Raw genomic sequence first — 21,459 nt, 5'->3', positions numbered from 1 at the left:
GTCAGTTTTCACTCCGCCGGACGCTGCTCTCACGAGCGGGGCACGGTAGTCAGGGTGAAGGTGAGACTTTTTGGTCTTGCGTGGATGCTTTCCTTCGTGCGTTTCGCAACCGGAAGGAACCCACACATCAGCGATCCCAGAACGAACGACCGGATCCGCGTCCCCCAGGTCCGCCTGGTCGGGCCAGCAGGAGAACAGGTCGGTGTCGTGCGCATCGAAGACGCTCTGCGTCTTGCGCAGGAAGCCGACCTAGATCTGGTCGAGGTTGCACCTGAGGCGACACCACCCGTGGTGAAAATCATGGACTACGGCAAGTTCAAGTACGAGCAGGCCCAGAAACTCAAGGAAGCTCGGCGCAACCAGGCGAACACGATCCTCAAGGAGGTTCGATTCCGCCTCAAGATCGACAAACACGACTACGAAACCAAGCGCAAGCGCGCCGAGGGATTCCTCCAGTCCGGAGACAAGGTCAAAGCGATGATCCTGTTCCGCGGGCGTGAGCAGTCCCGCCCGGAGCAGGGGGTTCGCCTCCTGCAGCGTTTCGCAGAGGATGTCGCAGAATTTGGCGCCGTCGAGTCCACCCCGACAATCGACGGTCGCAACATGGTCATGGTGATCGGCCCGCTGAAGAGCAAGGTCGATGCGAAGGCCGAAGCACAAGCCAAGAAGGCGGAAAGCAGAGTTCGGACCAGCGCCGAACCGAGCACGACCGCCCCGAAGGCCGCCGCCCCGAAGGCAGCCGCCCCGAAAGAAGTCACTCAGAAAGAGGAGCAGTAATGCCCAAGATGAAGTCGCACTCCGGTGCGAAGAAGCGCTTCAAGGTCACCGGTACCGGCAAGGTCTTGAAGCAGGGTGCGGGCATGCGCCACCACCTCGAGGTGAAGCCTTCGCGCGTAACGCGTCGCCTGAACGGCGATGTCGAACTCCCGAACACGCAGGCGAAGATCATCAAGCGTCTGCTCGGCAAGAGCGGCAAGTAAGCCCGAGTTCAGACCACAAAGTCTTAGACCACAGAGCCTTGAGAAGGATTTAGAAAAATGGCACGTGTCAAGAGAGCGGTTAACGCCGCCAAGAAGCGCCGCACTATCCTCGAGCGCGCCGAGGGCTACCGCGGCCAGCGCTCGCGGTTGTACCGCAAGGCGAAGGAGCAGGTCACCCACTCCCTCGTCTACGCCTATCGTGACCGTCGCGCGAAGAAGGGCGAGTTCCGTCGCCTCTGGATTCAGCGCATCAACGCGGCTGCCCGCGCGAACGGTCTGACCTACAACCGCCTCATCCAGGGCCTCGGCCTTGCTGGTGTCGAGGTCGACCGTCGCATCCTCGCCGAGCTGGCCGTCAACGAGCCCACCGCATTCGCGGGTCTCGTCGCCGTCGCCAAGGCGGCGCTTCCCGAAGACGTTAACGCCAAGGCTCAGCCCGCCGCGTAGTCCTTCGGCTATTTGCCCAAAAATGGGGCCTCCCGGCAACGGGACGGCCCCATTTCGGGCAAATAGCCCTGAGATACGAGGGGGCGACGGCGGGGCATTCATGCTCCGTTCATCCCGCCTCGATACCCTCATGACATGATCGACAATCCGCGCTCGCCGCGGGTTCGCGCTGTTGCGAAGCTCGCCAAACGGCAGGCGCGCGACGAGACTGGGCTCTTCCTGGTTGAGGGACCTCAGGCCGTCGAGGAAGCCCTCACTTTCCATCGCGAATTGCTGGTCGACCTCTTTATGACTCGGCAGGCCGCTGACCGCCATACGGCATTGGTGCAGGCCGCGACCGAAGCCGGGATCGACGTTGAGCGAGTCTCTGACTCTGTGCTCGAGACGATGGCCGACACCGTGACCCCGCAGGGGGTACTCGCGACCTGCCGTCGCTTCCCGTCGTCTCTGGCCGAGTTGATGGCCGGATCCCCGAAGTTGGTGGCGATTCTCGAAGAGGTGCGGGATCCCGGCAACGCCGGCACCATCATCCGCGCGGCCGATTCTGCGGGCGCCGACGCGGTGATCTTCACCGGCAACAGTGTGGATGCCTACAACCCCAAGGTCGTGCGCTCGACGACGGGTTCGATCTTCCATCTGCCGGTCGCGCAGAACGTGACCCTCGACGACGCGCTCGCGGCAGTGCGGGGGATCGGGATGCAGGTGCTTGCGGCCGACGTGAAGGGTGCGGATCTGCCGAAGGTCCGCGACATCCTGGCGGCGCCCACGGCCTGGGTGTTCGGCAACGAGGCGCATGGACTGCCGGATGAGCAACTGCGACTTGCCGATCGGGTGGTGCGGGTGCCCATCTACGGCCATGCCGAGTCGATGAATCTGGCGACGGCGGCATCCGTGTGTCTCTACGAGAGCGCGTTTGCGCAGCGCAGCTGAACGCGCAGCCCCCAACCCGCAGAACAGTAGGCTCGATACTCGTGTCCGAGATCACTCCGAAGGCTGTCGCTGAGGCCGTCGCCGCTGCCCTGAGTGCGATCTCGCAGGCCCAGGATTCGATCTCGCTCAAGGCGGCCCGCTCGGCTCACACCGCTGACGGGAGCCCGCTCTCGCAGTTCAGCGCGTCGATGCGTGAGGTGCCCGCCGACCAGAAGGCTGCGGCCGGAAAATTGGTCGGCGAAGCCCGTGCCGCGGTCACTGCGGCTCTTGCTACCGCCGAAGAGAGCATCCTGGCCGCGGAGGAGCACGCGAAGCTCGCGGCCGAGGCCATTGACGTGACCGCCGTGCCCTCGCGCCGGCGACGGGGTGCCCGCCATCCACTCTCGCTGTTGATGGAGCAGATGGGCGACGTCTTCGTCGGGATGGGCTGGGAGGTCGCGGAAGGGCCCGAACTCGAGCACGCCTGGTTCAACTTCGACGCTCTCAACATCGATCCCGACCACCCGGCGCGCGGCGAACAAGACACCTTCTACGTCGAACCGGCCGACAGGTATCTCGTGTTGCGCAGCCAAACCTCGAACGTGCAGATTCGCTCGCTGCTTGAACGGCCGCTGCCGCTCTACGTCGTCGCGCCCGGCAAGGTGTTTCGCAAAGACGAACTGGATGCCACGCACACGCCGGTCTTCCACCAGATCGAGGGCATCGCGATCGACAAGGGTCTGACGATGGCGCACCTTCGCGGCACCCTCGAGCACCTCGCGCGCGCGATGTTCGGTGAGGGTGCGCAGATCCGCCTACGCCCGAATTACTTTCCGTTCACCGAGCCGAGCGCCGAGATGGATGTCTGGCAGCCCAACGCCAAGGGCGGCGCGCGGTGGGTTGAGTGGGGCGGCTGCGGAATGGTCAACCCGAACGTGTTGCGTAGCGCGGGAGTCGACCCCGAGGTGTATCAGGGCTTCGCGTTCGGGATGGGGATCGAGCGCACCCTGCAGTTCCGCAACGACATGAACGACATGCGCGACATGGTCGAGGGTGACGTGCGCTTCTCCCAGCAGTTCGGGATGGTGGTCTAGCCGTGCGCGTTCCGATTTCATGGTTGGGCGAGTGGGTCGATCTGCCTGACAGCGTAAGTCTCGAGCACCTCCACGCCGCCCTGGTGAAGGTTGGCTTCGAAGAGGAAGACACCCACGGCTTCGGTGTGACCGGTCCCGTCGTCGTCGGCCAAATTCTCGAGTTCACCCCCGAGCCACAGAGCAACGGCAAGACCATCAACTGGTGCCAGGTGGATGTTGGTGAGCCCGAGCCGCGCGGAATCGTCTGCGGCGCCCACAACTTCTCTGTCGGCGACAAGGTCGTCGTCTCGTTGCCCGGTGCCGTATTGCCCGGTCCGTTCCCGATTGCGGCGCGCACGACCTATGGACACGTTTCGGACGGGATGATCGCCTCGGTGCGCGAACTCGGCCTGGGCGACGAGCACGACGGAATTCTCCGCCTGGCCAGCCTCGGGCTCGACCCGCAGGTCGGCACGGATGCGATCGCGCTGCTCGGTCTGGATGACGCCGCCGTCGAAATCAACGTCACGCCCGACCGCGGCTACGCCCTCTCGATCCGCGGTGTCGCGCGGGAGTACTCGCACTCAACGGGTGCGACCTTCCGCGACCCGGCCCTCGGCGTCACGGTTGGCGACGCGTCGGGGTACTCGGTCAAGGTGCACGACGGCGCACCGATTCGCGGCAGAGTCGGCTGCGACGCCTTCGCGGCCCGAGTGGTGCGCGGGGTCGATTCGACTCGACCCACCCCGTCGCGAATGGTCGCTCGGCTCAAGCTGGCCGGCATCCGCTCGATTTCCCTGCCGGTCGACATCAGCAACTACGTGATGCTCGAACTCGGGCAACCCACCCACACGTACGACCTCGGCACACTGTCGGGCGGCATCCTGGTGCGCCGGGCGAAAGCTGGGGAGACCATCGAGACCCTCGACGGTCAAACCCGCACACTCGACCCCGAAGACCTGCTGATCACCGATGACTCCGGACCCGTAGGGCTCGCGGCGGTGATGGGCGGGCTCGCCACCGAGGTGACGGATGCGACCACCGACATCCTGATCGAGGCGGCGCACTTCGACCCCGTGACCGTCGCTCGCACCGCTCGTCGGCACAGACTGTGGAGCGAGGCATCCAAGCGGTTCGAGCGGGGGGTCGACCCGACGCTCGGCCCGATCGCGGCACAGCGGGTCGCCGACCTGCTGGTCGAACTCGCCGGCGGCACGATCGACCCGCTCGGGGTCGTGTTGCCGTATGACGGCGCGCCAGCATCCATCGCCTTCACTCCGTCTGCCGCCGCGTCGATCATCGGCGTGGAGTACACCGACGACGAGGTTCGTTCCTCGCTCGAACTGGTCGGCTGCACGGTGTCGACGGGTGCCGACGCCTGGATGGTGACCCCACCCGCCTGGCGTCCCGACCTGATCGACGCGCCGAGCCTGGTTGAGGAAGTCGCCCGCATCACCGGGTATGACCGCATCCCGGCCCTGCTTCCAACCGCACCACCCGGCCGCGGCTGGACACGGGAGCAGGTCGCCCGTCGCCGGCTGTCGAACGCCCTCGCCGCCGGTGGTTTCACTGAGGTACTTGCCTACCCCTTCCAGAGTGCGGCAACAGTCGAGCGTTTCGAACCCGGCGCCGCCGCGATCGAACTGGCCAACGCCCTCGATCCGCAAGCCCCCCTGCTGCGACGCTCGCTCATCCCCGGGTTGCTCGACACAGCGCGTCGCAACCTGTCGCGTGGTCTCACCGACCTCAGCATCTTCGAACTCGGAACCGTGTTTCGTCCGGATTCCGGTGTCGCCTACGGCACGTCCGACCTTCCGCCGGGGGGAGTGACACTCGCGCCCGACCAGCTCGCGCCGCTCACAGACACCTTGCCGCCGCAGCCTTCGCGCGTTGCGGTGCTGCTGCTGGGCGATGTCGTGCTCAAGCAGCCCGGTTCTGCCGCCGTTGCGTCGGGACTCGCGGACGCCCTCGACGCCGTCGGGCTGATCGGGCTTTCCCTGGCCGCCGATATTCGGCCGACGACCGGATCGCACCCGGCGCTGCATCCGGGTCGCACGGCGCAACTTCGGGTTGGCGACATCGTCGTCGGCGTCGCCGGCGAGCTGCTGCCCTCGGTCGCGCGCGACCTCGACCTGCCCGCCGTCGTCACCGTCGCCGAACTCGACCTCGACGCCCTGCTCGCGCTGGGGGCAACCGAGATCGCCGCGCGTCCGATCGGCACGTTGCCCGCCGCGACGCAGGATGTTTCACTCGTCGTCCCGGCCGACGTTGCGGTTGCTGACCTGCACGCCGCGATCGTCGAGGGGGCAGGAGACCTGCTCGAAAACGCTCGGCTCGTCGACGACTACCGGGGAACCGGAATCGCCGAGGGGTCAAAGTCGCTGACGTTCGCGTTGCGCTTTCGCGCCCTCGACCGCACGCTCACCGCTGCCGAGGCGACCGAGGCGAAACTTGCCGGAGTCGCCGTTGCAGCATTCCGGTTCGGCGCGACCCTGCGCGAATAAAAGTCGTCCCATGAACGACGAAGCGCCCCGGACTGATCCGGGGCGCTTCGTCGTTGAGATGGGTGCGTTACTTCTTACCGCCGCCGAGCAGACCGCCGAGGATGCTGCCGATCAGGTCGCCGGTGCCGCCGCCCGACGACGACGAGCCGCCTGACGATCCGCCGAGGAGACTTCCGAGCAGGTCGCCAATGCCACCCGCCGACGAGGAGGTGTCCTTCGCGGAGGACGAGCCGGTGTCCTTCTTGCCGAGGAACTGGCTCGCGAGCCAGGCGAGCACGATCGGTGCGACGATCGGCAGGATCTTCTTGATGATGTCGCCGGTGACATCGCCCGCGCTGGACGCCTTCGTGGCGCTGGCAGCGAGCTTGGTCGCGACCTGGTCGGACTTGTCGCCGTAGACGTTCTTGACGATCTTGGCGCCCTCTGCGGTGTCAATGTCCTTGACGGCTTTCAGCACCGGGCCGCGGTCGTGCGAAACGGCCTTGGTCAGCGACGCGGCGCCCTTGGGGTCCATGGCGTTGGCGTGGAGGCCGGCCACGAGACCGGGGACGATTTGCTGAACGGCGGCTTCGGCAACGCCTGGGTCGATGTTGAGCTGCTTCGCGATGTCGTCGATCGGGATCTGGTCGAGCAGTGAGCTGAGATCAGCCATGGTTTCCTTCTTCTCTTCGGGGCCCGTCACGAGCCCGCATTCAGGGTTCCAGATTAGTCCTGCGGGATGCCAGATTCGCCCTCCCGGATCACAGGGGAGTAGGGTCTGAGCGTGGATCTGATGCGGAACGACTTCCGGGGCCTCGTGCTCCGTTCGCTCCGCCGCGCGCGCCGACTCTAGGCGACGTCGCACCGCTGAGCCCTCCGTTCGCGCGACGTCGCCGTGATAGACCCCACGTCCCGTCGAACACTTGAGAGCGCATCCATGTCCCTATCCGTCGCCGTTGCTGGCGCGAGCGGCTATGCGGGGGGCGAGCTGCTGAGGCTGCTCAGCCAGCACCCCGAATTCGAAATCACGACCGTCACCGCGAACTCCAACGCCGGTCAACCGCTCGCCGCCGTGCACCCGCATCTCGCGTCGCTTCATCACCTCGTGCTGCAAGAGACCACCGCGTCGGTGCTGTCGGGTGCCGACATCGTCTTCCTGGCACTCCCGCACGGAGCGTCCGGCGCGATTACCGCAGAGCTGCCGGATGACGTGCTCGTCATCGACTGCGGCGCCGATCACCGCCTCACCGACCCGGCGGACTGGGCGGCGTTCTACGGCGGCGACTACCACGGTGCGTGGACCTACGGTCTTCCCGAGTTGTTGCTCGCGGGCGGCGGGCGGCAGCGCGACAACCTCGTCGGTGCGACCCGCATCGCGGTACCCGGCTGCAACGTGACCGCGATCACTCTTGCTCTCGCGCCGGGAATCGCCGCCGGTGTCATCGCACCCGATGATCTCGTGGCCGTCCTGGCAGTGGGCACCAGCGGCGCGGGTAAGAGCCTGCGCCCCGACCTGCTGGCGAGTTCGATCATGGGTTCGGCAAACGCGTACCAGGTGGGCGGCGTTCATCGACACAACCCCGAGATCGTGCAGAACCTGGCAGCCGCGGGAGGCGAAGGGGTGACCCTGTCGTTCACGCCGGTGTTGGTCCCCATGTCTCGCGGCATCCTGGCCACGTCGACGGCGAAACTGATCGGCAGCCCTGCGGACGTGCGCGCGGCCTGGCAGACCGCCTACGCCGACGAGCCTTTCGTACGCCTGCTGCCGTCGGGCACCTTCCCGCGTTCCGGCGACACGACGGGCGCCAACACCGCGTTGATCGGCCTCGCGGTCGACGAGCGGGCGGGTCGCGTCGTCGTGGTGAGCGCGATCGACAATCTGGTGAAGGGCACCGCGGGCGCCGCGATCCAATCCGCCAACCTCGCGCTCGGCCTGCCCGAAACGCTCGGTCTGCCCCTGAATGGAGTCGCGCCATGAGCACTTCGGTTGGCACAGGCATCACTCATGCCGCCGGCTTCGAGGCCGCTGGAGTGCGGGCCGGGCTGAAGACTTCGGGAAACCCCGACCTCGCCCTCGTGGTCAACCGTGGACCGCTGCAGAACGCCGCCGTCGTGTTCACGAGCAACCGGGCGCAGGCGAATCCGATCATCTGGTCGAAGCAGGTCATCCTCGACGGCACCGTCTCGGCGATTGTGCTGAACTCCGGGGGAGCGAACTGCTTCACCGGGGCGGAAGGCTTCCAAACCACGCACCTCACCGCCGAAGCCGTGGCAACCGCCCTGGCCGTGAGCGCTGGCGACGTGCTGGTCTGCTCGACCGGGCTGATCGGCGAACAACTCGACCGCGCGAAACTGGCTGCCGGGGTGACGGCTGCGGTGGCGGCACTCAGCGCCGACGGCGGGATGGATGCCGCGAACGCGATCATTACCACCGACACTCACGCGAAGACCGCCACCCGGGTCGGCGACGGCTGGAGCATCGGCGGCATGGCGAAGGGCGCCGGGATGCTCGCGCCGGGTCTCGCGACGATGCTCGTCGTGCTGACCACCGATGCCGTGCTCGAGTCCGCAGATCTCGACCGGACGCTGCGGGTTGCCACGCGCGTCAGTTTCGACAGGCTCGACAGTGACGGCTGCATGTCGACCAACGACCAGGTGACACTGATGGCGAGCGGGGCATCCGGCGTCGTTCCCGATCATGCCGCTTTCCAGCAGGCGCTCACCGACCTCTGCAGCGACCTCGCGACGCTTTTGCAGCAGGATGCCGAGGGCGCCAGCCACGACATCACGATCGACGTGATCAACGCTGCAACCGAAGACGACGCGGTCGAGGTCGGCCGTTCGGTTGCGCGCAACAACCTGTTCAAAGCTGCGGTCTTCGGCAACGATCCCAACTGGGGCCGGGTGCTCGCGGCAATCGGAACGACGGCTGCTGACTTCGACCCGTATCTGGTCGATGTGACGATGAACGGCGTGCGGGTCTGCTCGAACGGCGCTCCCGACCGGCCGCGCGACGACGTTGACCTCAGCCCTCGAGCGATGTCTCTGGTGATCGACCTGAAGAACGGTCAAGCGTCGGCGACGATCCGCACCAACGACCTCACCCACGACTACGTGCACGAGAACTCGGCGTACGCCTCATGACCGCCTCCGCCGATGACCAGAGCGTCAATGAACAGAGCGTCAATGAACAGAGCTTGGATGCCGATGAACGGGCCACCGGGGCGGCGGTTAAAGCCGCAACCCTGATCGAATCGCTCGGTTGGCTGAAGCGCTTCTCGGGCAAGACGATCGTCGTCAAGTTCGGGGGCAACGCGATGGTCAGCCCCGAGCTGCAGCGCGCGTTCGCGGCCGACATGGTCTACCTGCGGTACGTCGGCATTCGTCCGGTTGTCGTGCACGGTGGGGGTCCGCAGATCACTGCGGAACTCGAGAGACTCGGCATTCCGAGCGAGTTTCGCGGCGGCTACCGGGTCACGACCGCGCAGACGATGGAGGTCGTGCGGACGGTGCTGACCGGTCAGGTGAGTCGGGATCTCGTCGCGATGATCAACGAGCACGGTCCGCTCGGGACGGCGATCTCAGGTGAAGATGCCGGCCTGTTCGGCGGGCGCAAGCGCGGGGTCGTGGTCGACGGCGAAGCGATCGATATCGGTCTGGTCGGCGACGTCGTGGAGGTCGATCCCGCGGTCGTTCTGGCTGCGCTCGACGCGGGTCGCATCCCGGTCGTCTCGTCGATCGCTCCTGACCTCGACGTGCCGGGCCAATCGCTGAACGTGAACGCCGACGCTGCTGCCGCTGCACTCGCTGTCGCGCTCGGCGCGGAGAAGTTGGTCATCCTCACCGACGTCGCTGGACTCTATTCCGACTGGCCCGATCGCGAATCGCTCGTGTCGAACATCTCGGTCCCTGAGCTGACTGCCCTGCTGCCGAAGCTGGAGAGCGGGATGATCCCGAAGATGACCGCGTGCCTCGACGCCGTCGCCGGGGGAGTCCCCAAGGCCGCGATCATCGACGGGCGCCGCCCGCACTCGATCCTGCTCGAGATCTTTACGGATGCCGGTATCGGAACGGAGGTCGTCGCATGACGTCGATCGAGGACACGGCACGGTTCCGGGACGCGATGTTCTCGTATGCGCCGACGCCGTTGAAGGTGCTGGTGCGCGGCGAGGGCGCACGGGTGTGGGATGCCGACGGTGTCGAGTACCTCGACTTCCTGGCCGGCATCGCGGTCAACTCTCTCGGCCATGCGCATCCGGTCTTCGTTGAGGCCGTCACCCGGCAGGCGTCGACGATCGCCCACGTGTCGAACTACTTCGCGTCGCAGCCGCAGCTCGAACTCGCCGAACGACTGAAGCGGCTGACCGGCGGCGACAGGGTCTTCTTCTGCAATTCGGGAACCGAGGCGATCGAGGCCGCGATTAAGGTCGCAAGACGCACCGGTCGGCCGCGCATCCTCGCTCTCGAGAAGTCCTTCCACGGGCGGAGCACCGGTGCACTGGCGATCACGGGCAAAGCCGCCTACCGCGAACCCTTCGAGCCGCTGCTGCCGGGGCCGGAGTTTCTGCCGACCACCGTCGAGGCTCTCGAGGCCGCGATGGACGACGACGTGGCAGCGCTCGTGCTCGAGCCCATCAAGGGCGAGGCGGGCGTGCTCGACCTCCCCGACGGCTACCTACGCGCGGCCCGCGAACTGACGACCCGGCACGGTGCACTGCTGATTCTCGACGAGATCCAGACCGGTGCGGGGCGCACGGGCGACTGGTTCGCGTTCCAGCATGACGGGATCGTTCCGGATCTGGTTGCTCTCGCGAAGGGAATCGGCGGAGGGTTCCCGATCGGCGCCCTCGTCGCGTTCGGTGCTGCGGGTGACCTCCTGAAACCGGGTGACCACGGCACGACGTTCGGCGGCAATCCGCTCGCGACGGCGACTTCCAACGCGGTGCTCGGCGAGATCGAGCGCACCGGACTCGTTGGAAACGCGCGAGCGATGGGCGAGCTCATCCGCGGCGGCGTCCTCGCCCTTGCGAACCCCGCCGTCACGGATGTCTCCGGCCGCGGACTCCTCGTCGGAATCGGCCTCGCCGGTCCCTGGGCCGGCGCCGTAGCGACCCGTGCCCTCGAGCTGGGACTCATCATCAACGCCGCCGCGGAGGACCGCATCCGTCTCGCCCCTCCGCTCACGATCGACACGGCGCACGTCGACCGTTTCCTCAGTCTCTTTTCCCAAGCCCTGACCGCAACGGTTCCAGCCGCAACCGAAGGACCCACCAGATGACCCGGCACTTCCTCCGCGACGACGACCTGAGCCCAGCCGAACAGGCCGAGGTGCTCGACCTGGCCGAAGAGATCAAGGCCGACCGCTGGGCTCGCACGCCGCTCGCTGGGCCGCAGACCGTTGCGGTGATCTTCGACAAGTCGTCGACCCGCACGCGGGTGTCGTTCGCGGTCGGGATCGCCGACCTCGGCGGCAGCCCGCTCATCATTTCGACGGCGAACAGCCAACTCGGGGGCAAAGAGAGCCCCGAAGACACGGCGCGGGTGCTGGAGCGTCAGGTCGCGGCGATCGTCTGGCGCACCTACGCCCAGTCGGGACTCGAGCAAATGGCTGCCGGAACGACAGTGCCGGTCGTGAACGCCCTCTCCGACGACTTCCACCCCTGCCAGTTGCTCGCCGACCTACTCACCATCCGGGAGCACAAGGGCGCGCTTGCGGGTCTCACGCTGACGTTCCTCGGCGATGGTGCCAGCAACATGTCGCACAGCTACCTGCTGGCCTGCGCGACCGCCGGCATCCACGTGCGCGTCGCTGCGCCGGCGGAGTTCTCACCCGTGGATGCTGTGGTGGCCGACGCCGATCGGATCGCCGCCCAGACCGGCGGTTCGGTCACGATCTTCACCGACCCGAACGAGGCTGTCGCGGGAGCGGATGTCGTGGTTACCGACACCTGGGTGTCGATGGGCAAGGAAGACGAGAAGGCGCATCGCGTCGCCACCTTCGGCGCCTACCAGGTCACCACGGAGCTCATGGCGCTCGCGAAGCCCGATGCGATCTTCTTGCACTGCCTGCCTGCAGACCGCGGCTACGAGGTTGCGGCCGACGTCATCGACGGACCGCAGAGCGTGATCTGGGATGAGGCCGAGAACCGTCTGCATGCCCAAAAGGCGCTGTTAACCTGGCTGCTCGCCCGGAGCGTCGGATGACGCCACGGGCGAGCGCGAGCCCTTTAGCGGCCGATCGTGCTGAAGCCAGGCAGGTTGACGATCGTCGTGAGGACAATTCCCCAGAACACGATCGCCGCGATCACGCCGATTGCCAGGGGCACCCAGAACGCGAGCGTCTTACGAATGATCAGGAAGATTCCCACGCCCGCCGCGATCAGGTACAACACGACGTGCGACAGAATCAGCGCCACGCCGGCGCTGCTCGTGTCGGCGCTGCCGATGTTGTAGCCCTGCCGCTGCAGGGTCTGCACCAGCAAGTCCGGGTGGAGGAAGATCCACCCGTAGAAGACGCCCAGCAGCATTCCGAAGAGGCCGACAACGAGAAGGATGATCGTCAGGACGAGGTCCCAGGTGCGACGCGTCTTAACGACGGGCATCGCGCCGTACACCGGCGCGACACCGGCAGCCGCGTATCCGGGCACCTGTTCGCCGTAGGTCGGAAGTGGTGGCGCTACCGGAGCCGCAGGTTCCGGGGTGCCATAGGTGAAGGACGGGGCGGGCGGAACCGCCGGGGTCGGGTCGGGTGTTGAGGTCGGCTCGGACATGCACTCACCCTACCCATCCCTAAGCTAAACAACGGAACCAACAGGAGAGATATCCCCATGGCACAACGCGTCGTCCTCGCCTACTCAGGCGGCCTCGACACTTCGGTCGGCATCGGCTGGCTTCAGGATGCGACCGGCAAGGAGGTCGTGGCTCTCGCCGTCGACGTCGGCCAGGGCGGCGAGAACATGGATGACATCCGTCAACGTGCGCTCGACTGCGGAGCTGTTGAAGCGATTGTCGTCGACGCGAAGGATGAGTTCGCGAACGACTTCCTGATGCCCGCGCTCAAGGCGAACGCGATGTACCAGAAGCGTTACCCACTGGTCTCGGCCCTCAGTCGCCCGGTCATCGCCAAACACCTCGCGCGGGTCGCGAAGGAGCTCGGTGCCGACTCGGTCGCGCACGGCTGCACGGGCAAGGGCAACGACCAGGTGCGGTTCGAAGCCGCCGTCGCGGCTCTCGCCCCCGAACTGACGAGCATTGCCCCTATCCGGGACCTCGCGCTGACTCGCGACAAGGCGATCGCGTATGCCGAAGAGCACAACCTGCCGATTCTGCAGTCTAAGAAGAATCCTTACTCGATCGACAAGAACGTCTGGGGACGCGCGGTCGAGACCGGCTTCCTCGAGGACCCGTGGAACGCACCGATCGAGGACCTGTACGAGTACACCCAGGACCCCGCGACCGATGGCCCGGCCGACGAGGTGACCATCACGTTCACGCACGGCATCCCGACAGCGATCGACGGAGTCGCGGTTACCCCGCTGCAGGCCGTCGAGCAGATGAACCGGATCGCGGGCCAGCACGGCATCGGCCGAATCGACATGGTCGAAGACCGTTTGATCGGCATCAAGAGTCGCGAGGTGTACGAGGCGCCCGGCGCCGTCGCCCTCATCGCCGCCCACGAAGAGCTCGAAAATCTCACCCTCGAACGCGCGGTCGGGCGCTACAAGCGCAAGGTCGAGGTCGACTGGGCAGAACTGGTCTACGACGGCCTCTGGTTCTCGGGGCTGAAGCGCAACCTCGACACCTTCATCGACGACACCCAGAAGCACGTTTCGGGCGAGATCCGGATGTCACTGCAGGGCGGCCGCGCGGTGGCGACCGGTCGCCGCAGCGACGAGTCGCTCTACGACTTCTCGCTCGCGACCTACGACACCGGCGACACCTTCGACCAGTCCCTGGCGAAGGGGTTCATCGAGATCTGGTCCCTGCCGTCGAAGATTTCCGCGCGGCGGGACCTGCAGAACTGATGGCCAAGCTCTGGGGTGCGCGATTCGAGGGCGGACCCGCCCCCGAACTCGCCGCCCTGAGCAGATCGACGCATTTCGACTGGGTGCTCGCGCCCTATGACATCCGCGGCTCGCAGGCCCACGCGATCGCGCTCGGCGCGGCGGGACATCTCACGGCCGACGAACAGGAGGCGATGCTCGTCGCGCTCACCGAGCTCGCGCGGCGGGTGTCGAGCGGTGAGCTGGTTGCGGGCCCCGATGATGAAGACGTTCACGGCGCACTGGAGGCCGCACTCGTCGAGATCACCGGCCCCGAGCTCGGAGGCAAGCTGCGCGCTGGCCGAAGCCGCAACGACCAAATCGCCACGCTCATCCGGATGTATCTGTTGGATCACGCGAGCGCCATCCACCGTCATATCGTGAGGCTCATCGACGCGATCGCCGGTCAAGCGTCGGCGCATCCTGATGCCGTCATGCCGGGCCGCACTCATCTTCAGCACGCTCAGCCGATCCTTCTCGCCCACCACCTCCTCGCCCACGCCTGGCCGCTCGTGCGCGACCTCGAGCGGCTCCGCGATTGGCGGGTTCGGGCCTTGCCGTCGCCCTACGGGGCTGGCGCTCTCGCGGGAGGCTCACTCGGGCTTCATCCCGAGATCGTCGCTCGCGAATTGGGCCTCGGTGATCCGCTGCTCAACTCGATCGATGCGACGAGTGCTCGGGATGTCGTGGCCGAGTTCGCGTACATCGCCGCCCAGATCGGCATCGACCTGTCGCGCTTCGCCGAGGATGTCATCCTCTGGACGACCCGCGAGTTCGGGTTCGCTCGCCTCGACGACGCGTACTCGACGGGTTCGAGCATCATGCCGCAGAAGAAGAACCCCGACATCGCCGAACTGGCGCGCGGCAAGGCCGGTCGGTTGGTCGGCAACCTCACCGGTCTGCTGACAACCCTGAAGGGCCTGCCGCTCGCGTATAACCGAGATCTGCAGGAAGACAAGGAACCCGCCTTCGACTCCGTCGCGACCCTCGAACTCGTGCTGCCGGCCTTTGCCGGCATGGTCGAGACCCTCACCTTCGACACCGACCGGATGGCGGAGCTCGCGCCGCAGGGCTTCTCGCTCGCGACCGACGTCGCCGATCACCTGGTACGCCAGGGGGTGCCGTTTCGCGAAGCGCACGAGATCGCCGGTGCGCTAGTCCGGTTCTGCGAAGAACGGGATCTCGATCTCGACCAGCCGTCGGATGCCGACTACGCCGCGATCGACGCACGGCTGACGCCCGACGTGCGGTCTGTACTCACCGTGACCGGATCCATCGCCTCGCGCTCCGGCGTTGGCGGTACGGCGCCGGCCCGCGTCGCCGAACAACTCGCCGCCCTCACCGCGGCGGTCCGTAGCCTGACCCCGAAACCCTAAGGAATGTCATGAGCCTCTCCGGCAAGAGCAACTTCCAGGACCGCCGTACGGTCGCCCGCGAAGCCCGTCAGGAACGGCAGACGTGGTCGGAGGGCAAGCGTCCGTGGCAGTTGCCGCTCATCATCGGCATCGCCGTCGTGATCGTGGCGGCCGTCGTCATCGCGGTGGTCGTCTTCGGCTACGGGTCGGGTCGCTGAACTCTCGAGAGCATCAGGCTCTTCTTAACATCCTGACGCGGCCCTCGACCGAGGTCGCGCCGCTCCTCCTGGGCGCCGTGCTGCACGGTCGCGGAGTCTCCGTGCGTCTCACCGAGGTCGAGGCGTACCTCGGTGAACTCGACCCCGGTTCGCACGCGTTCCGAGGCCCGACGAAGCGCACGGCCGTGATGTACGGACCCGCCGGGCACCTCTACGTGTACTTCACCTACGGGATGCACGTATGCGCCAATATCGTCTGCGGTGCAACAGGTGAGGCGACGGCTGTGCTGGTGCGCGCTGGCGAGGTGGTCACCGGACTTGACGTCGCCCGGTCGCGTCGCGTGACCTCGAAAATGGATGCCGACCTTGCCCGCGGTCCGGCCCGCCTCTGCGTCGCACTCGGGATCACCCTCGGGGATGATGGCGTGGCGCTCGGCGGGGAGTTCCGACTTGACCTGCCCCAGCATCCCGCTGCAGTTTTCGACACCGGCCCGCGGACCGGCGTTTCAGGCGACGGGGGATCGGATGCATTCCCGTGGCGGTTCTGGATCCCCGGCGACCCGACGGTGTCGCCGTATAAGAAGAGCGTTCCGAAGAAGCGAATCTCCTAGAAGAGGATCAGCGCACCGCACAACCCAGCCCAGATCATGCTGGTGAGGGTGCCGATGATGAACCGCTCGCGGGTTTCAGGGGTATCGAGTTCTGAGAAGCGGCCGAGTCCCTTGATCGCGATGACTGCGGCGATGATCTCGAAGTGCCCGACAGCGATCGCTCCGACGACGGCGAGACGTTCGAGGTAGCCGATCCAGGTGCCGCCGCGCAGCACCTCTTTGGTCTTAGTGGTGCTCTTGGCGCCGACCGACGTGGTGTCGGGCACCAGGATGCCGCCGTGATCGGCCCCGAGTGAATTCGACGTGGTGGCCAGGCTCAGTACCCACACGGTGATCGGATTGCCGCCGATGATCGCGAGCGCCGCGAACGAGAGAGCGACGAGTGCAGGCATGACAGGCGGCTCGGCGGGACGGATACCGACGGCGACCGCGACGATTCCGAGCACGACCGGAAGGAGGCCAACGAGCGCGAGAAGCGGCTGCTTGAGTCGGATGGAGAGGATCGTCAACGCCACCGCTCCGAGCACGACGACGAGAGCGATGGTCCAGGCGAAGCTGCCGAAGAACTGGATCATGCCTCGATCCTCTCACCCTCGGTACGGAGGGCGTCAGAGAGAGCCTCGCGCGCCTCGCGATCGAGTTTGACCCCCGCGATGAGCGCGCGCTGACTCGCCGCCTGCGGGCTGATCCCGAGCCGTTTCGCGATCTGGGACTGGGTGAGTCCCTGTTCGGCTTCGGTGAGATCGAACAATTCCCAGCCTTCCGCGGTGCGACGATCGCGCACGGCGAGAAGGAGCCGGATGAGCGGGTCGAGCGCCTGCGCCGCGTGAAGCCCGCGATCGGCAACGAGGGCAAACCGTGCCGGACGCTTCTTTGCTGCCGTCACGGCATCCCGAGCGTTCACGAACGCGGTTCCGGTCATCGCCCGCACGCTCGCGCCGAGCGGATGCCGCACCCCACCGATGCCCATGCCGACGCTCCAGTCACCGGCACGCACCAGAAGCAACGCGATTTCGAGTGCGGCGTCACCCGCGCGGGTTGCGACCTGAAACTCGTCGCCAGCGGTGCGCTCAGGTCGACCGACGAGTGCGGGCCCGAATCCATCCTCAATCTGACGGATGGCGTTGTCGACGCGGTCGGAGTGGTGCTGGCTATCGACTTGGTCGGAGGTGATGACGAACATATATCAAGGGTATAACCTTGACTCGACCAGATCAAGGATAAGAACTTGATTGTAGAGAAACAAGGCTGCGCGACGTGGGGCGGTAATCTTGCCCGGTGCCGCAACCCGCCAATTCCGTCGAGAGCGGTCTCGCCGCCCAGAGTAACGATCCGACATTCGCCGACGTGTGGGACGAACTGGTGTGGCGCGGGCTCGTGCAGGTGTCGACCGACGAGGGGGAGCTGAAGAAAATCCTCGGTGGTCCGCCCATCGTCTACTACTGCGGCTTCGATCCGACGGCCGCAAGTCTGCACCTCGGAAATCTGGTGCAACTGCTCACGATGCGCCGCATCCAGCTCGCCGGCCACCGTCCGCTCGGACTGGTCGGTGGTTCGACCGGTCTCATCGGCGACCCCAAGTCGACCACCGAGCGCACCCTCAACACCAAAGAGCAGGTCGCTGCATGGGTCGCGATGCTCCGCGCCCAAGTTGAGCGCTTCCTCTCCTTCGACGGCGTGAACGCCGCCCGAATGGTCAACAACCTCGACTGGACCGCCCCGATGTCGACGATCGACTTCCTGCGCGATATCGGCAAGTACTTCCGGGTCGGCACGATGATCAAGAAAGAGATCGTCGCCTCCCGCCTCAACTCCGACGAGGGAATCTCCTACACCGAGTTCAGCTACCAGATCCTGCAGGGCATGGACTACCTGCACCTGCACCGTGAATACGGGTGCGTCCTGCAGACCGGCGGCAGCGATCAGTGGGGCAACATCACCAGCGGCGTCGACCTCGTGCACAAGGCCGACGGCGCGAGCGTCGGGGCGATCGGAACCCCGCTGATTGCCAACTCCGACGGTCGCAAGTTCGGCAAGAGCGAAGGGAACGCGGTGTGGCTGGATGCCGACCTCACCAGCCCCTACGCGTTTAGCCAGTTCTGGCTCAACACCGACGATGCCGACGTCATCGCGCGGCTCAAGGTGTTCACCTTTCTCCCGCGAGCCGAGATCGAACGCCTCGAGCAGGCCGTCGCGACCGAGCCGTTCAAACGCGAAGCGCAGCGGATGCTCGCCCACGACGTCACTGCTCTCGTGCACGGCGTCGAGGCCACGGACGCTGCTTTCGCGGCCGCCGAAGCACTGTTCGGCAATGGCAATCTGGCCGGACTCGATGAGGCGACCCTGCGTTCCGCGATCGCCGAGCTTCCCCAGGCAACCGCCGCATCCGGGGCGACGGTCGCGCAGCTGCTCGTGGATGCTGGCCTCACCACGAGCCTGAGCGAGTCACGGCGGGCGATCGAGCAGGGCGGGGTCTACCTGAACAACACCCGAGTCGAGGATGCCGCGGCGACCCTCGACGGCACGTATCTCACGGGCGGAATGGCCGTGTTGCGACGAGGCAAGAAGACTCTCGCCGGAATCATCGCCGGCTAGGCAACGGATTCTCGGGATTTGCCCCGGCTCGCGTAACACGAGCGATGCGACTCTCGCCTAGGCTCGCGGAGGAGGGCGATGTGAGTTCGAGTAACGATGATGGCGACGACGGCCTGGCAGCACTGTTCGGGGGAGTCACCCCGCAGAGGGCGCCAAGGCCGGATGCTGACGTGCCCCCAGCGAGCGAACCCGTCGCGCCGCCAGCCGCGCAACCCGTCGCGCCGCCGGGAGCGCAACCCGTCGCGACGCCGGGAGCGCAACCCTCCTACCCGGGACTTGCGCCCGCTGCGCAGGTGACGCCGCCACCGTTTGCGCCGGGCGCGCCCGCGGGAGGCGGTTACGGCGTCCCGGCCCCCACCTTCGGTCAGCAAGCGTCCCAACCGCCGGTCGCGCCGCAGCCGACCGCGCTGCCCCCCTACACGCCGCCGACGTTCGATCCCGTGCAGTACCCGAACCCGAACCCGAACGCGACCCCTCAGCCCGTGGGCTACCCGCCCACTGCGCAGTACCCCACGGAGAGCCCCGCGGCCGAACCGCCCGCGTATCAGCCGCCGCGGTATCCGGGTCTCGATCCAACGACCGCGTACACGCCACCGCCAGCAGATCCCCCATATTCACAGTTCGCGGCGCCGTCTCTAGCCCCCGCGGCTACTCCGCAGTTCACGGCGCCCCAGTTCACAGCGCCGCCGCTCACCGAACCGCCGCTCACGGAACCGCCGCTCACGGCGCCGCCATTCACCGCACCCCCGGTGTCTTCCTACGACGCGCCGAGTCCGGCGCAGTCGGAGTATCCGCCCGCTGCGTCGGCTCCGTCCTATCCAACGTCGTCTTATCCAACGTCGTCTTATCCAACGTCGTCCTATCCACCGCCGTCGTTCGATCCGCCCGCGTACCAGCCGCCACCCCTCAACGCGCCGACCTTCGACGCCCCCAGCTATGCCGCGCCCGCTGTCGACGCACCCGCGTTCGACGCGAGGTCCTACTCGGTGCCCGCGGCGCAGGGGTACGAACCGCCGGCCTCCACGTCGTCGTCGTCCGGGGCAGAGCCGGTGCGGGCCGAAATTCCCCCAACACCAGCGGTCTACCAGCCTCTGGCCGGGCCGCTACTTCCGAGTTCGTCAGCCGCCATCGAGACCCCGGAAGACCTGGGTCAGTCCACCACGATTGAGAAGGTCGGGGTGGCTGTCGCGATCCTGACCGGGCCGATCGGCCTCATCGTCGCGATCGTTTCGGCTGTCAAAAGTGCGCGCCGCCGCGGCTGGGTGATCGGCCTCGTTCGTGCGTCGCTCGTTCTCGGGGTGATCTCGACACTCGTCGTCGGGGTTCTGGGATACGTGGTGTGGAACCTCCAGGCTGCCGCACTCGAACACGCACGGCTCAGCGCTGCGAGCGCAGATTTCTGCGCAGCCGCTGTGGCCGACCCCTCGATGGTGCAGGAGCCGCTCCTGGGCTGGCCGTCGCCGGGCAAGACCATCCAGCAATCACTGGATGACATGACGACCTGGACGACGCGGTGGACGGCCCTGGCCAGCACGTCGCCCCCGGCGCTCGCCGACGACCTCACCCTGGTCGCAAGCAAGGGTCAGCAGATCATCGACTCGGTGACAACGGCTCGCACGATCGACATTGCCGGCAACCAGGCCGTCATCAGATCAGCGGTCTCTGCGACCGGGATCCCTGCCTGGTACCAGGACTACTGCGTTACACCCTGACCCCATTCGCGGGCGGTGCCGAGCGCCGCTGGGGCGCGACACGCCCGGGATCGGGGCCGGATTTGGCGTTCACGAGATGCCAACGTATGTTTGACCCTCGTCACCCCAAAGGTGCTGGAAGCCGCAGCGAGCCACACATCGTGTGAGCCACGCAGCAGAGCAGCCAGACCTCAAGCGGGGACACCTCCCCTCGAAGGATCTCCACGATTCGTGCTGGGCTAGATATTCTAGCTGACAGGTGCGGCGCGGAGAGCTAGAGTGGGGAGTCCAGCCGGCCCGAATCTTCATCGGTTCAGCGTGTCGCTTGACACGTCTGCTCGCGCTGGTAGGTTAGAGCAGTTGCCCTGAATCCCAACCTGAAAATGTTGGCTTCTGGCGCGCCCGATCCTTGAGAACTCAACAGCGTGCACTATGTCAAATGCCAAATACCTCTGTGGCTGACTCGATCTGATCGAGACAGTCACGAGATTCCTTTGGATTGACGGATTGTCAGTAGACAATCCTTTAGTCAGATCAACTCGCGCATCTCTCACCTATTCCGGCGAGAGTGCGCACCGGTTTGCCGAGGCCTTCGGGTCTCGTGCTACCAAACCTTACGGAGAGTTTGATCCTGGCTCAGGATGAACGCTGGCGGCGTGCTTAACACATGCAAGTCGAACGGTGAAGGAGGAGCTTGCTCCTCTGGATCAGTGGCGAACGGGTGAGTAACACGTGAGTAACCTGCCCCAGACTCTGGGATAAGCGTTGGAAACGACGTCTAATACCGGATACGAGCTTCAGCCGCATGGCTAGGAGCTGGAAAGAACTTCGGTCTGGGATGGACTCGCGGCCTATCAGGTAGTTGGTGAGGTAATGGCCCACCAAGCCTACGACGGGTAGCCGGCCTGAGAGGGTGACCGGCCACACTGGGACTGAGACACGGCCCAGACTCCTACGGGAGGCAGCAGTGGGGAATATTGCACAATGGGCGAAAGCCTGATGCAGCAACGCCGCGTGAGGGACGAAGGCCTTCGGGTTGTAAACCTCTTTTAGTA

General features: G+C 66.2%; 21 protein-coding genes and 1 rRNA gene. 18 read left to right on the top strand and 4 right to left on the bottom strand.

Annotated features, from left to right (window positions below; genetic code table 11):
* Positions 1-84 precede the first annotated feature (84 nt).
* The 6 genes from infC (at position 85) to pheT (ending at position 5,913) form a co-directional block, all read left to right on the top strand.
* Entirely contained in the window at positions 85-777 is a 693-nt protein-coding gene (infC, locus tag ABIR17_RS03990; RefSeq protein WP_348003068.1) for a translation initiation factor IF-3, read from the top strand.
* Positions 777-980: a 50S ribosomal protein L35 gene (gene rpmI / locus ABIR17_RS03985; protein ID WP_348003067.1), complete on the top strand. Its 204-nt coding sequence runs from the start codon at positions 777-779 to the stop codon at positions 978-980. Before infC ends, rpmI begins: the two co-directional genes overlap by 1 nt.
* A 57-nt stretch (positions 981-1,037) precedes the next feature.
* Positions 1,038-1,427 carry a 50S ribosomal protein L20 gene (rplT, locus tag ABIR17_RS03980; RefSeq protein ID WP_348003066.1) on the top strand — a complete coding sequence of 130 codons (390 nt, stop codon included), beginning with the start codon at positions 1,038-1,040 and terminating at the stop codon, positions 1,425-1,427.
* A 135-nt stretch (positions 1,428-1,562) separates the two neighbouring features.
* Positions 1,563-2,357, top strand: a complete 795-nt coding sequence (locus tag ABIR17_RS03975) for an RNA methyltransferase (protein WP_348003065.1) — start codon at positions 1,563-1,565, stop codon at positions 2,355-2,357.
* 41 nt (positions 2,358-2,398) lie between these two features.
* Positions 2,399-3,430 carry a phenylalanine--tRNA ligase subunit alpha gene (pheS, locus tag ABIR17_RS03970; RefSeq protein WP_348003064.1) on the top strand — a complete coding sequence of 344 codons (1,032 nt, stop codon included), beginning with the start codon at positions 2,399-2,401 and terminating at the stop codon, positions 3,428-3,430.
* Positions 3,431-3,432: 2 nt separating this feature from the next.
* On the top strand, positions 3,433-5,913 hold the full coding sequence (pheT, locus tag ABIR17_RS03965; protein ID WP_348003063.1) for a phenylalanine--tRNA ligase subunit beta: 2,481 nt from the start codon (positions 3,433-3,435) through the stop codon (positions 5,911-5,913).
* Between the two features lie 67 nt (positions 5,914-5,980).
* Here the strand turns inward: pheT and ABIR17_RS03960 are convergent, their stop codons facing one another.
* The gene (locus ABIR17_RS03960; RefSeq protein WP_348003062.1) at positions 5,981-6,565 is read right to left on the bottom strand and encodes a DUF937 domain-containing protein; all 585 of its coding nucleotides are present in this window, start codon (positions 6,563-6,565) and stop codon (positions 5,981-5,983) included.
* Between the two features lie 264 nt (positions 6,566-6,829).
* Here ABIR17_RS03960 and argC point away from each other — a divergent pair, with 264 nt between their 5' ends.
* The 5 genes from argC to argF are packed head-to-tail and all read left to right on the top strand — an operon-like array spanning position 6,830 to position 12,096.
* Positions 6,830-7,870 carry an N-acetyl-gamma-glutamyl-phosphate reductase gene (gene argC / locus ABIR17_RS03955; protein ID WP_348003061.1) on the top strand — a complete coding sequence of 347 codons (1,041 nt, stop codon included), beginning with the start codon at positions 6,830-6,832 and terminating at the stop codon, positions 7,868-7,870.
* Entirely contained in the window at positions 7,867-9,036 is a 1,170-nt protein-coding gene (gene argJ / locus ABIR17_RS03950; RefSeq protein WP_348003060.1) for a bifunctional glutamate N-acetyltransferase/amino-acid acetyltransferase ArgJ, read from the top strand. Before argC ends, argJ begins: the two co-directional genes overlap by 4 nt.
* On the top strand, positions 9,033-9,980 hold the full coding sequence (gene argB / locus ABIR17_RS03945; protein WP_348003059.1) for an acetylglutamate kinase: 948 nt from the start codon (positions 9,033-9,035) through the stop codon (positions 9,978-9,980). Before argJ ends, argB begins: the two co-directional genes overlap by 4 nt.
* Positions 9,977-11,170 carry an acetylornithine transaminase gene (locus ABIR17_RS03940; protein WP_348003058.1) on the top strand — a complete coding sequence of 398 codons (1,194 nt, stop codon included), beginning with the start codon at positions 9,977-9,979 and terminating at the stop codon, positions 11,168-11,170. The genes argB and ABIR17_RS03940 overlap by 4 nt, the downstream gene beginning before the upstream one ends.
* The gene (gene argF, locus ABIR17_RS03935) at positions 11,167-12,096 is read left to right on the top strand and encodes an ornithine carbamoyltransferase (protein ID WP_348003057.1); all 930 of its coding nucleotides are present in this window, start codon (positions 11,167-11,169) and stop codon (positions 12,094-12,096) included. Before ABIR17_RS03940 ends, argF begins: the two co-directional genes overlap by 4 nt.
* 23 nt (positions 12,097-12,119) lie before the next feature.
* Here argF and ABIR17_RS03930 read toward each other — a convergent pair whose 3' ends face one another.
* Positions 12,120-12,662: a DUF6264 family protein gene (locus tag ABIR17_RS03930; protein ID WP_348003056.1), complete on the bottom strand. Its 543-nt coding sequence runs from the start codon at positions 12,660-12,662 to the stop codon at positions 12,120-12,122.
* Positions 12,663-12,719: 57 nt separating this feature from the next.
* Here ABIR17_RS03930 and ABIR17_RS03925 point away from each other — a divergent pair, with 57 nt between their 5' ends.
* Genes ABIR17_RS03925 through ABIR17_RS03910 form a run of 4 tightly spaced genes read left to right on the top strand, consistent with a single transcriptional unit; the run spans position 12,720 to position 16,118 of the window.
* Positions 12,720-13,916 (top strand): argininosuccinate synthase, encoded by a 1,197-nt coding sequence (locus ABIR17_RS03925; RefSeq protein ID WP_348003055.1) that lies wholly within the window; start codon positions 12,720-12,722, stop codon positions 13,914-13,916.
* Positions 13,916-15,310 carry an argininosuccinate lyase gene (argH, locus tag ABIR17_RS03920; RefSeq protein WP_348003054.1) on the top strand — a complete coding sequence of 465 codons (1,395 nt, stop codon included), beginning with the start codon at positions 13,916-13,918 and terminating at the stop codon, positions 15,308-15,310. Before ABIR17_RS03925 ends, argH begins: the two co-directional genes overlap by 1 nt.
* An 8-nt stretch (positions 15,311-15,318) precedes the next feature.
* Positions 15,319-15,507 carry a hypothetical protein gene (locus ABIR17_RS03915; protein WP_348003053.1) on the top strand — a complete coding sequence of 63 codons (189 nt, stop codon included), beginning with the start codon at positions 15,319-15,321 and terminating at the stop codon, positions 15,505-15,507.
* Positions 15,504-16,118, top strand: coding sequence for a DNA-3-methyladenine glycosylase (locus ABIR17_RS03910; RefSeq protein WP_348003267.1), 615 nt, complete (start codon positions 15,504-15,506; stop codon positions 16,116-16,118). The genes ABIR17_RS03915 and ABIR17_RS03910 overlap by 4 nt, the downstream gene beginning before the upstream one ends.
* Here the strand turns inward: ABIR17_RS03910 and ABIR17_RS03905 are convergent.
* Together ABIR17_RS03905 and ABIR17_RS03900 are read right to left on the bottom strand one after the other, a co-directional pair.
* Positions 16,115-16,693: a hypothetical protein gene (locus ABIR17_RS03905; protein WP_348003052.1), complete on the bottom strand. Its 579-nt coding sequence runs from the start codon at positions 16,691-16,693 to the stop codon at positions 16,115-16,117. The genes ABIR17_RS03910 and ABIR17_RS03905 overlap by 4 nt on opposite strands.
* Positions 16,690-17,301 (bottom strand): DNA-binding protein, encoded by a 612-nt coding sequence (locus ABIR17_RS03900; protein ID WP_348003051.1) that lies wholly within the window; start codon positions 17,299-17,301, stop codon positions 16,690-16,692. The genes ABIR17_RS03905 and ABIR17_RS03900 overlap by 4 nt, the downstream gene beginning before the upstream one ends.
* Before the next feature lie 95 nt (positions 17,302-17,396).
* Here ABIR17_RS03900 and tyrS point away from each other — a divergent pair, with 95 nt between their 5' ends.
* From tyrS to ABIR17_RS03885, 3 genes are all read left to right on the top strand, one after another.
* A complete protein-coding gene (gene tyrS, locus ABIR17_RS03895; protein WP_348003050.1) occupies positions 17,397-18,713 on the top strand; it encodes a tyrosine--tRNA ligase in 1,317 nt (438 codons plus the stop codon).
* Between the two features lie 80 nt (positions 18,714-18,793).
* A complete protein-coding gene (locus tag ABIR17_RS03890; RefSeq protein WP_348003049.1) occupies positions 18,794-20,425 on the top strand; it encodes a hypothetical protein in 1,632 nt (543 codons plus the stop codon).
* Between the two features lie 592 nt (positions 20,426-21,017).
* Positions 21,018-21,459 (top strand): 16S ribosomal RNA (locus ABIR17_RS03885); the annotation flags it as partial.

Origin of the sequence: Pseudolysinimonas sp. (assembly GCF_039912695.1) — a bacterium.
In the GTDB taxonomy this organism is placed as follows: Bacteria; Actinomycetota; Actinomycetes; order Actinomycetales; family Microbacteriaceae; genus Pseudolysinimonas_A.
The sequence above is the reverse complement of the archived record's forward strand: the minus strand, read 5'-3'. Positions and strand labels throughout refer to the sequence as shown.

What these genes read in the sequence shown, in the direction of transcription:
- rpmI (WP_348003067.1), top strand. Translation starts at nt 777, where the DNA reads ATGCCCAAGATGAAGTCGCACTCCGGTGCGAAGAAGCGCTTCAAGGTC.
- ABIR17_RS03940 (WP_348003058.1), top strand. Translation starts at nt 9,977, where the DNA reads ATGACGTCGATCGAGGACACGGCACGGTTCCGGGACGCGATGTTCTCG.
- argJ (WP_348003060.1), top strand. Translation starts at nt 7,867, where the DNA reads ATGAGCACTTCGGTTGGCACAGGCATCACTCATGCCGCCGGCTTCGAG.
- ABIR17_RS03905 (WP_348003052.1), bottom strand. Translation starts at nt 16,693, where the DNA reads ATGATCCAGTTCTTCGGCAGCTTCGCCTGGACCATCGCTCTCGTCGTC.
- argC (WP_348003061.1), top strand. Translation starts at nt 6,830, where the DNA reads ATGTCCCTATCCGTCGCCGTTGCTGGCGCGAGCGGCTATGCGGGGGGC.
- rplT (WP_348003066.1), top strand. Translation starts at nt 1,038, where the DNA reads ATGGCACGTGTCAAGAGAGCGGTTAACGCCGCCAAGAAGCGCCGCACT.
- argF (WP_348003057.1), top strand. Translation starts at nt 11,167, where the DNA reads ATGACCCGGCACTTCCTCCGCGACGACGACCTGAGCCCAGCCGAACAG.
- argH (WP_348003054.1), top strand. Translation starts at nt 13,916, where the DNA reads ATGGCCAAGCTCTGGGGTGCGCGATTCGAGGGCGGACCCGCCCCCGAA.
- ABIR17_RS03925 (WP_348003055.1), top strand. Translation starts at nt 12,720, where the DNA reads ATGGCACAACGCGTCGTCCTCGCCTACTCAGGCGGCCTCGACACTTCG.
- ABIR17_RS03900 (WP_348003051.1), bottom strand. Translation starts at nt 17,301, where the DNA reads ATGTTCGTCATCACCTCCGACCAAGTCGATAGCCAGCACCACTCCGAC.
- ABIR17_RS03975 (WP_348003065.1), top strand. Translation starts at nt 1,563, where the DNA reads ATGATCGACAATCCGCGCTCGCCGCGGGTTCGCGCTGTTGCGAAGCTC.
- infC (WP_348003068.1), top strand. Translation starts at nt 85, where the DNA reads ATGCTTTCCTTCGTGCGTTTCGCAACCGGAAGGAACCCACACATCAGC.
- ABIR17_RS03915 (WP_348003053.1), top strand. Translation starts at nt 15,319, where the DNA reads ATGAGCCTCTCCGGCAAGAGCAACTTCCAGGACCGCCGTACGGTCGCC.
- ABIR17_RS03960 (WP_348003062.1), bottom strand. Translation starts at nt 6,565, where the DNA reads ATGGCTGATCTCAGCTCACTGCTCGACCAGATCCCGATCGACGACATC.
- ABIR17_RS03930 (WP_348003056.1), bottom strand. Translation starts at nt 12,662, where the DNA reads ATGTCCGAGCCGACCTCAACACCCGACCCGACCCCGGCGGTTCCGCCC.
- argB (WP_348003059.1), top strand. Translation starts at nt 9,033, where the DNA reads ATGACCGCCTCCGCCGATGACCAGAGCGTCAATGAACAGAGCGTCAAT.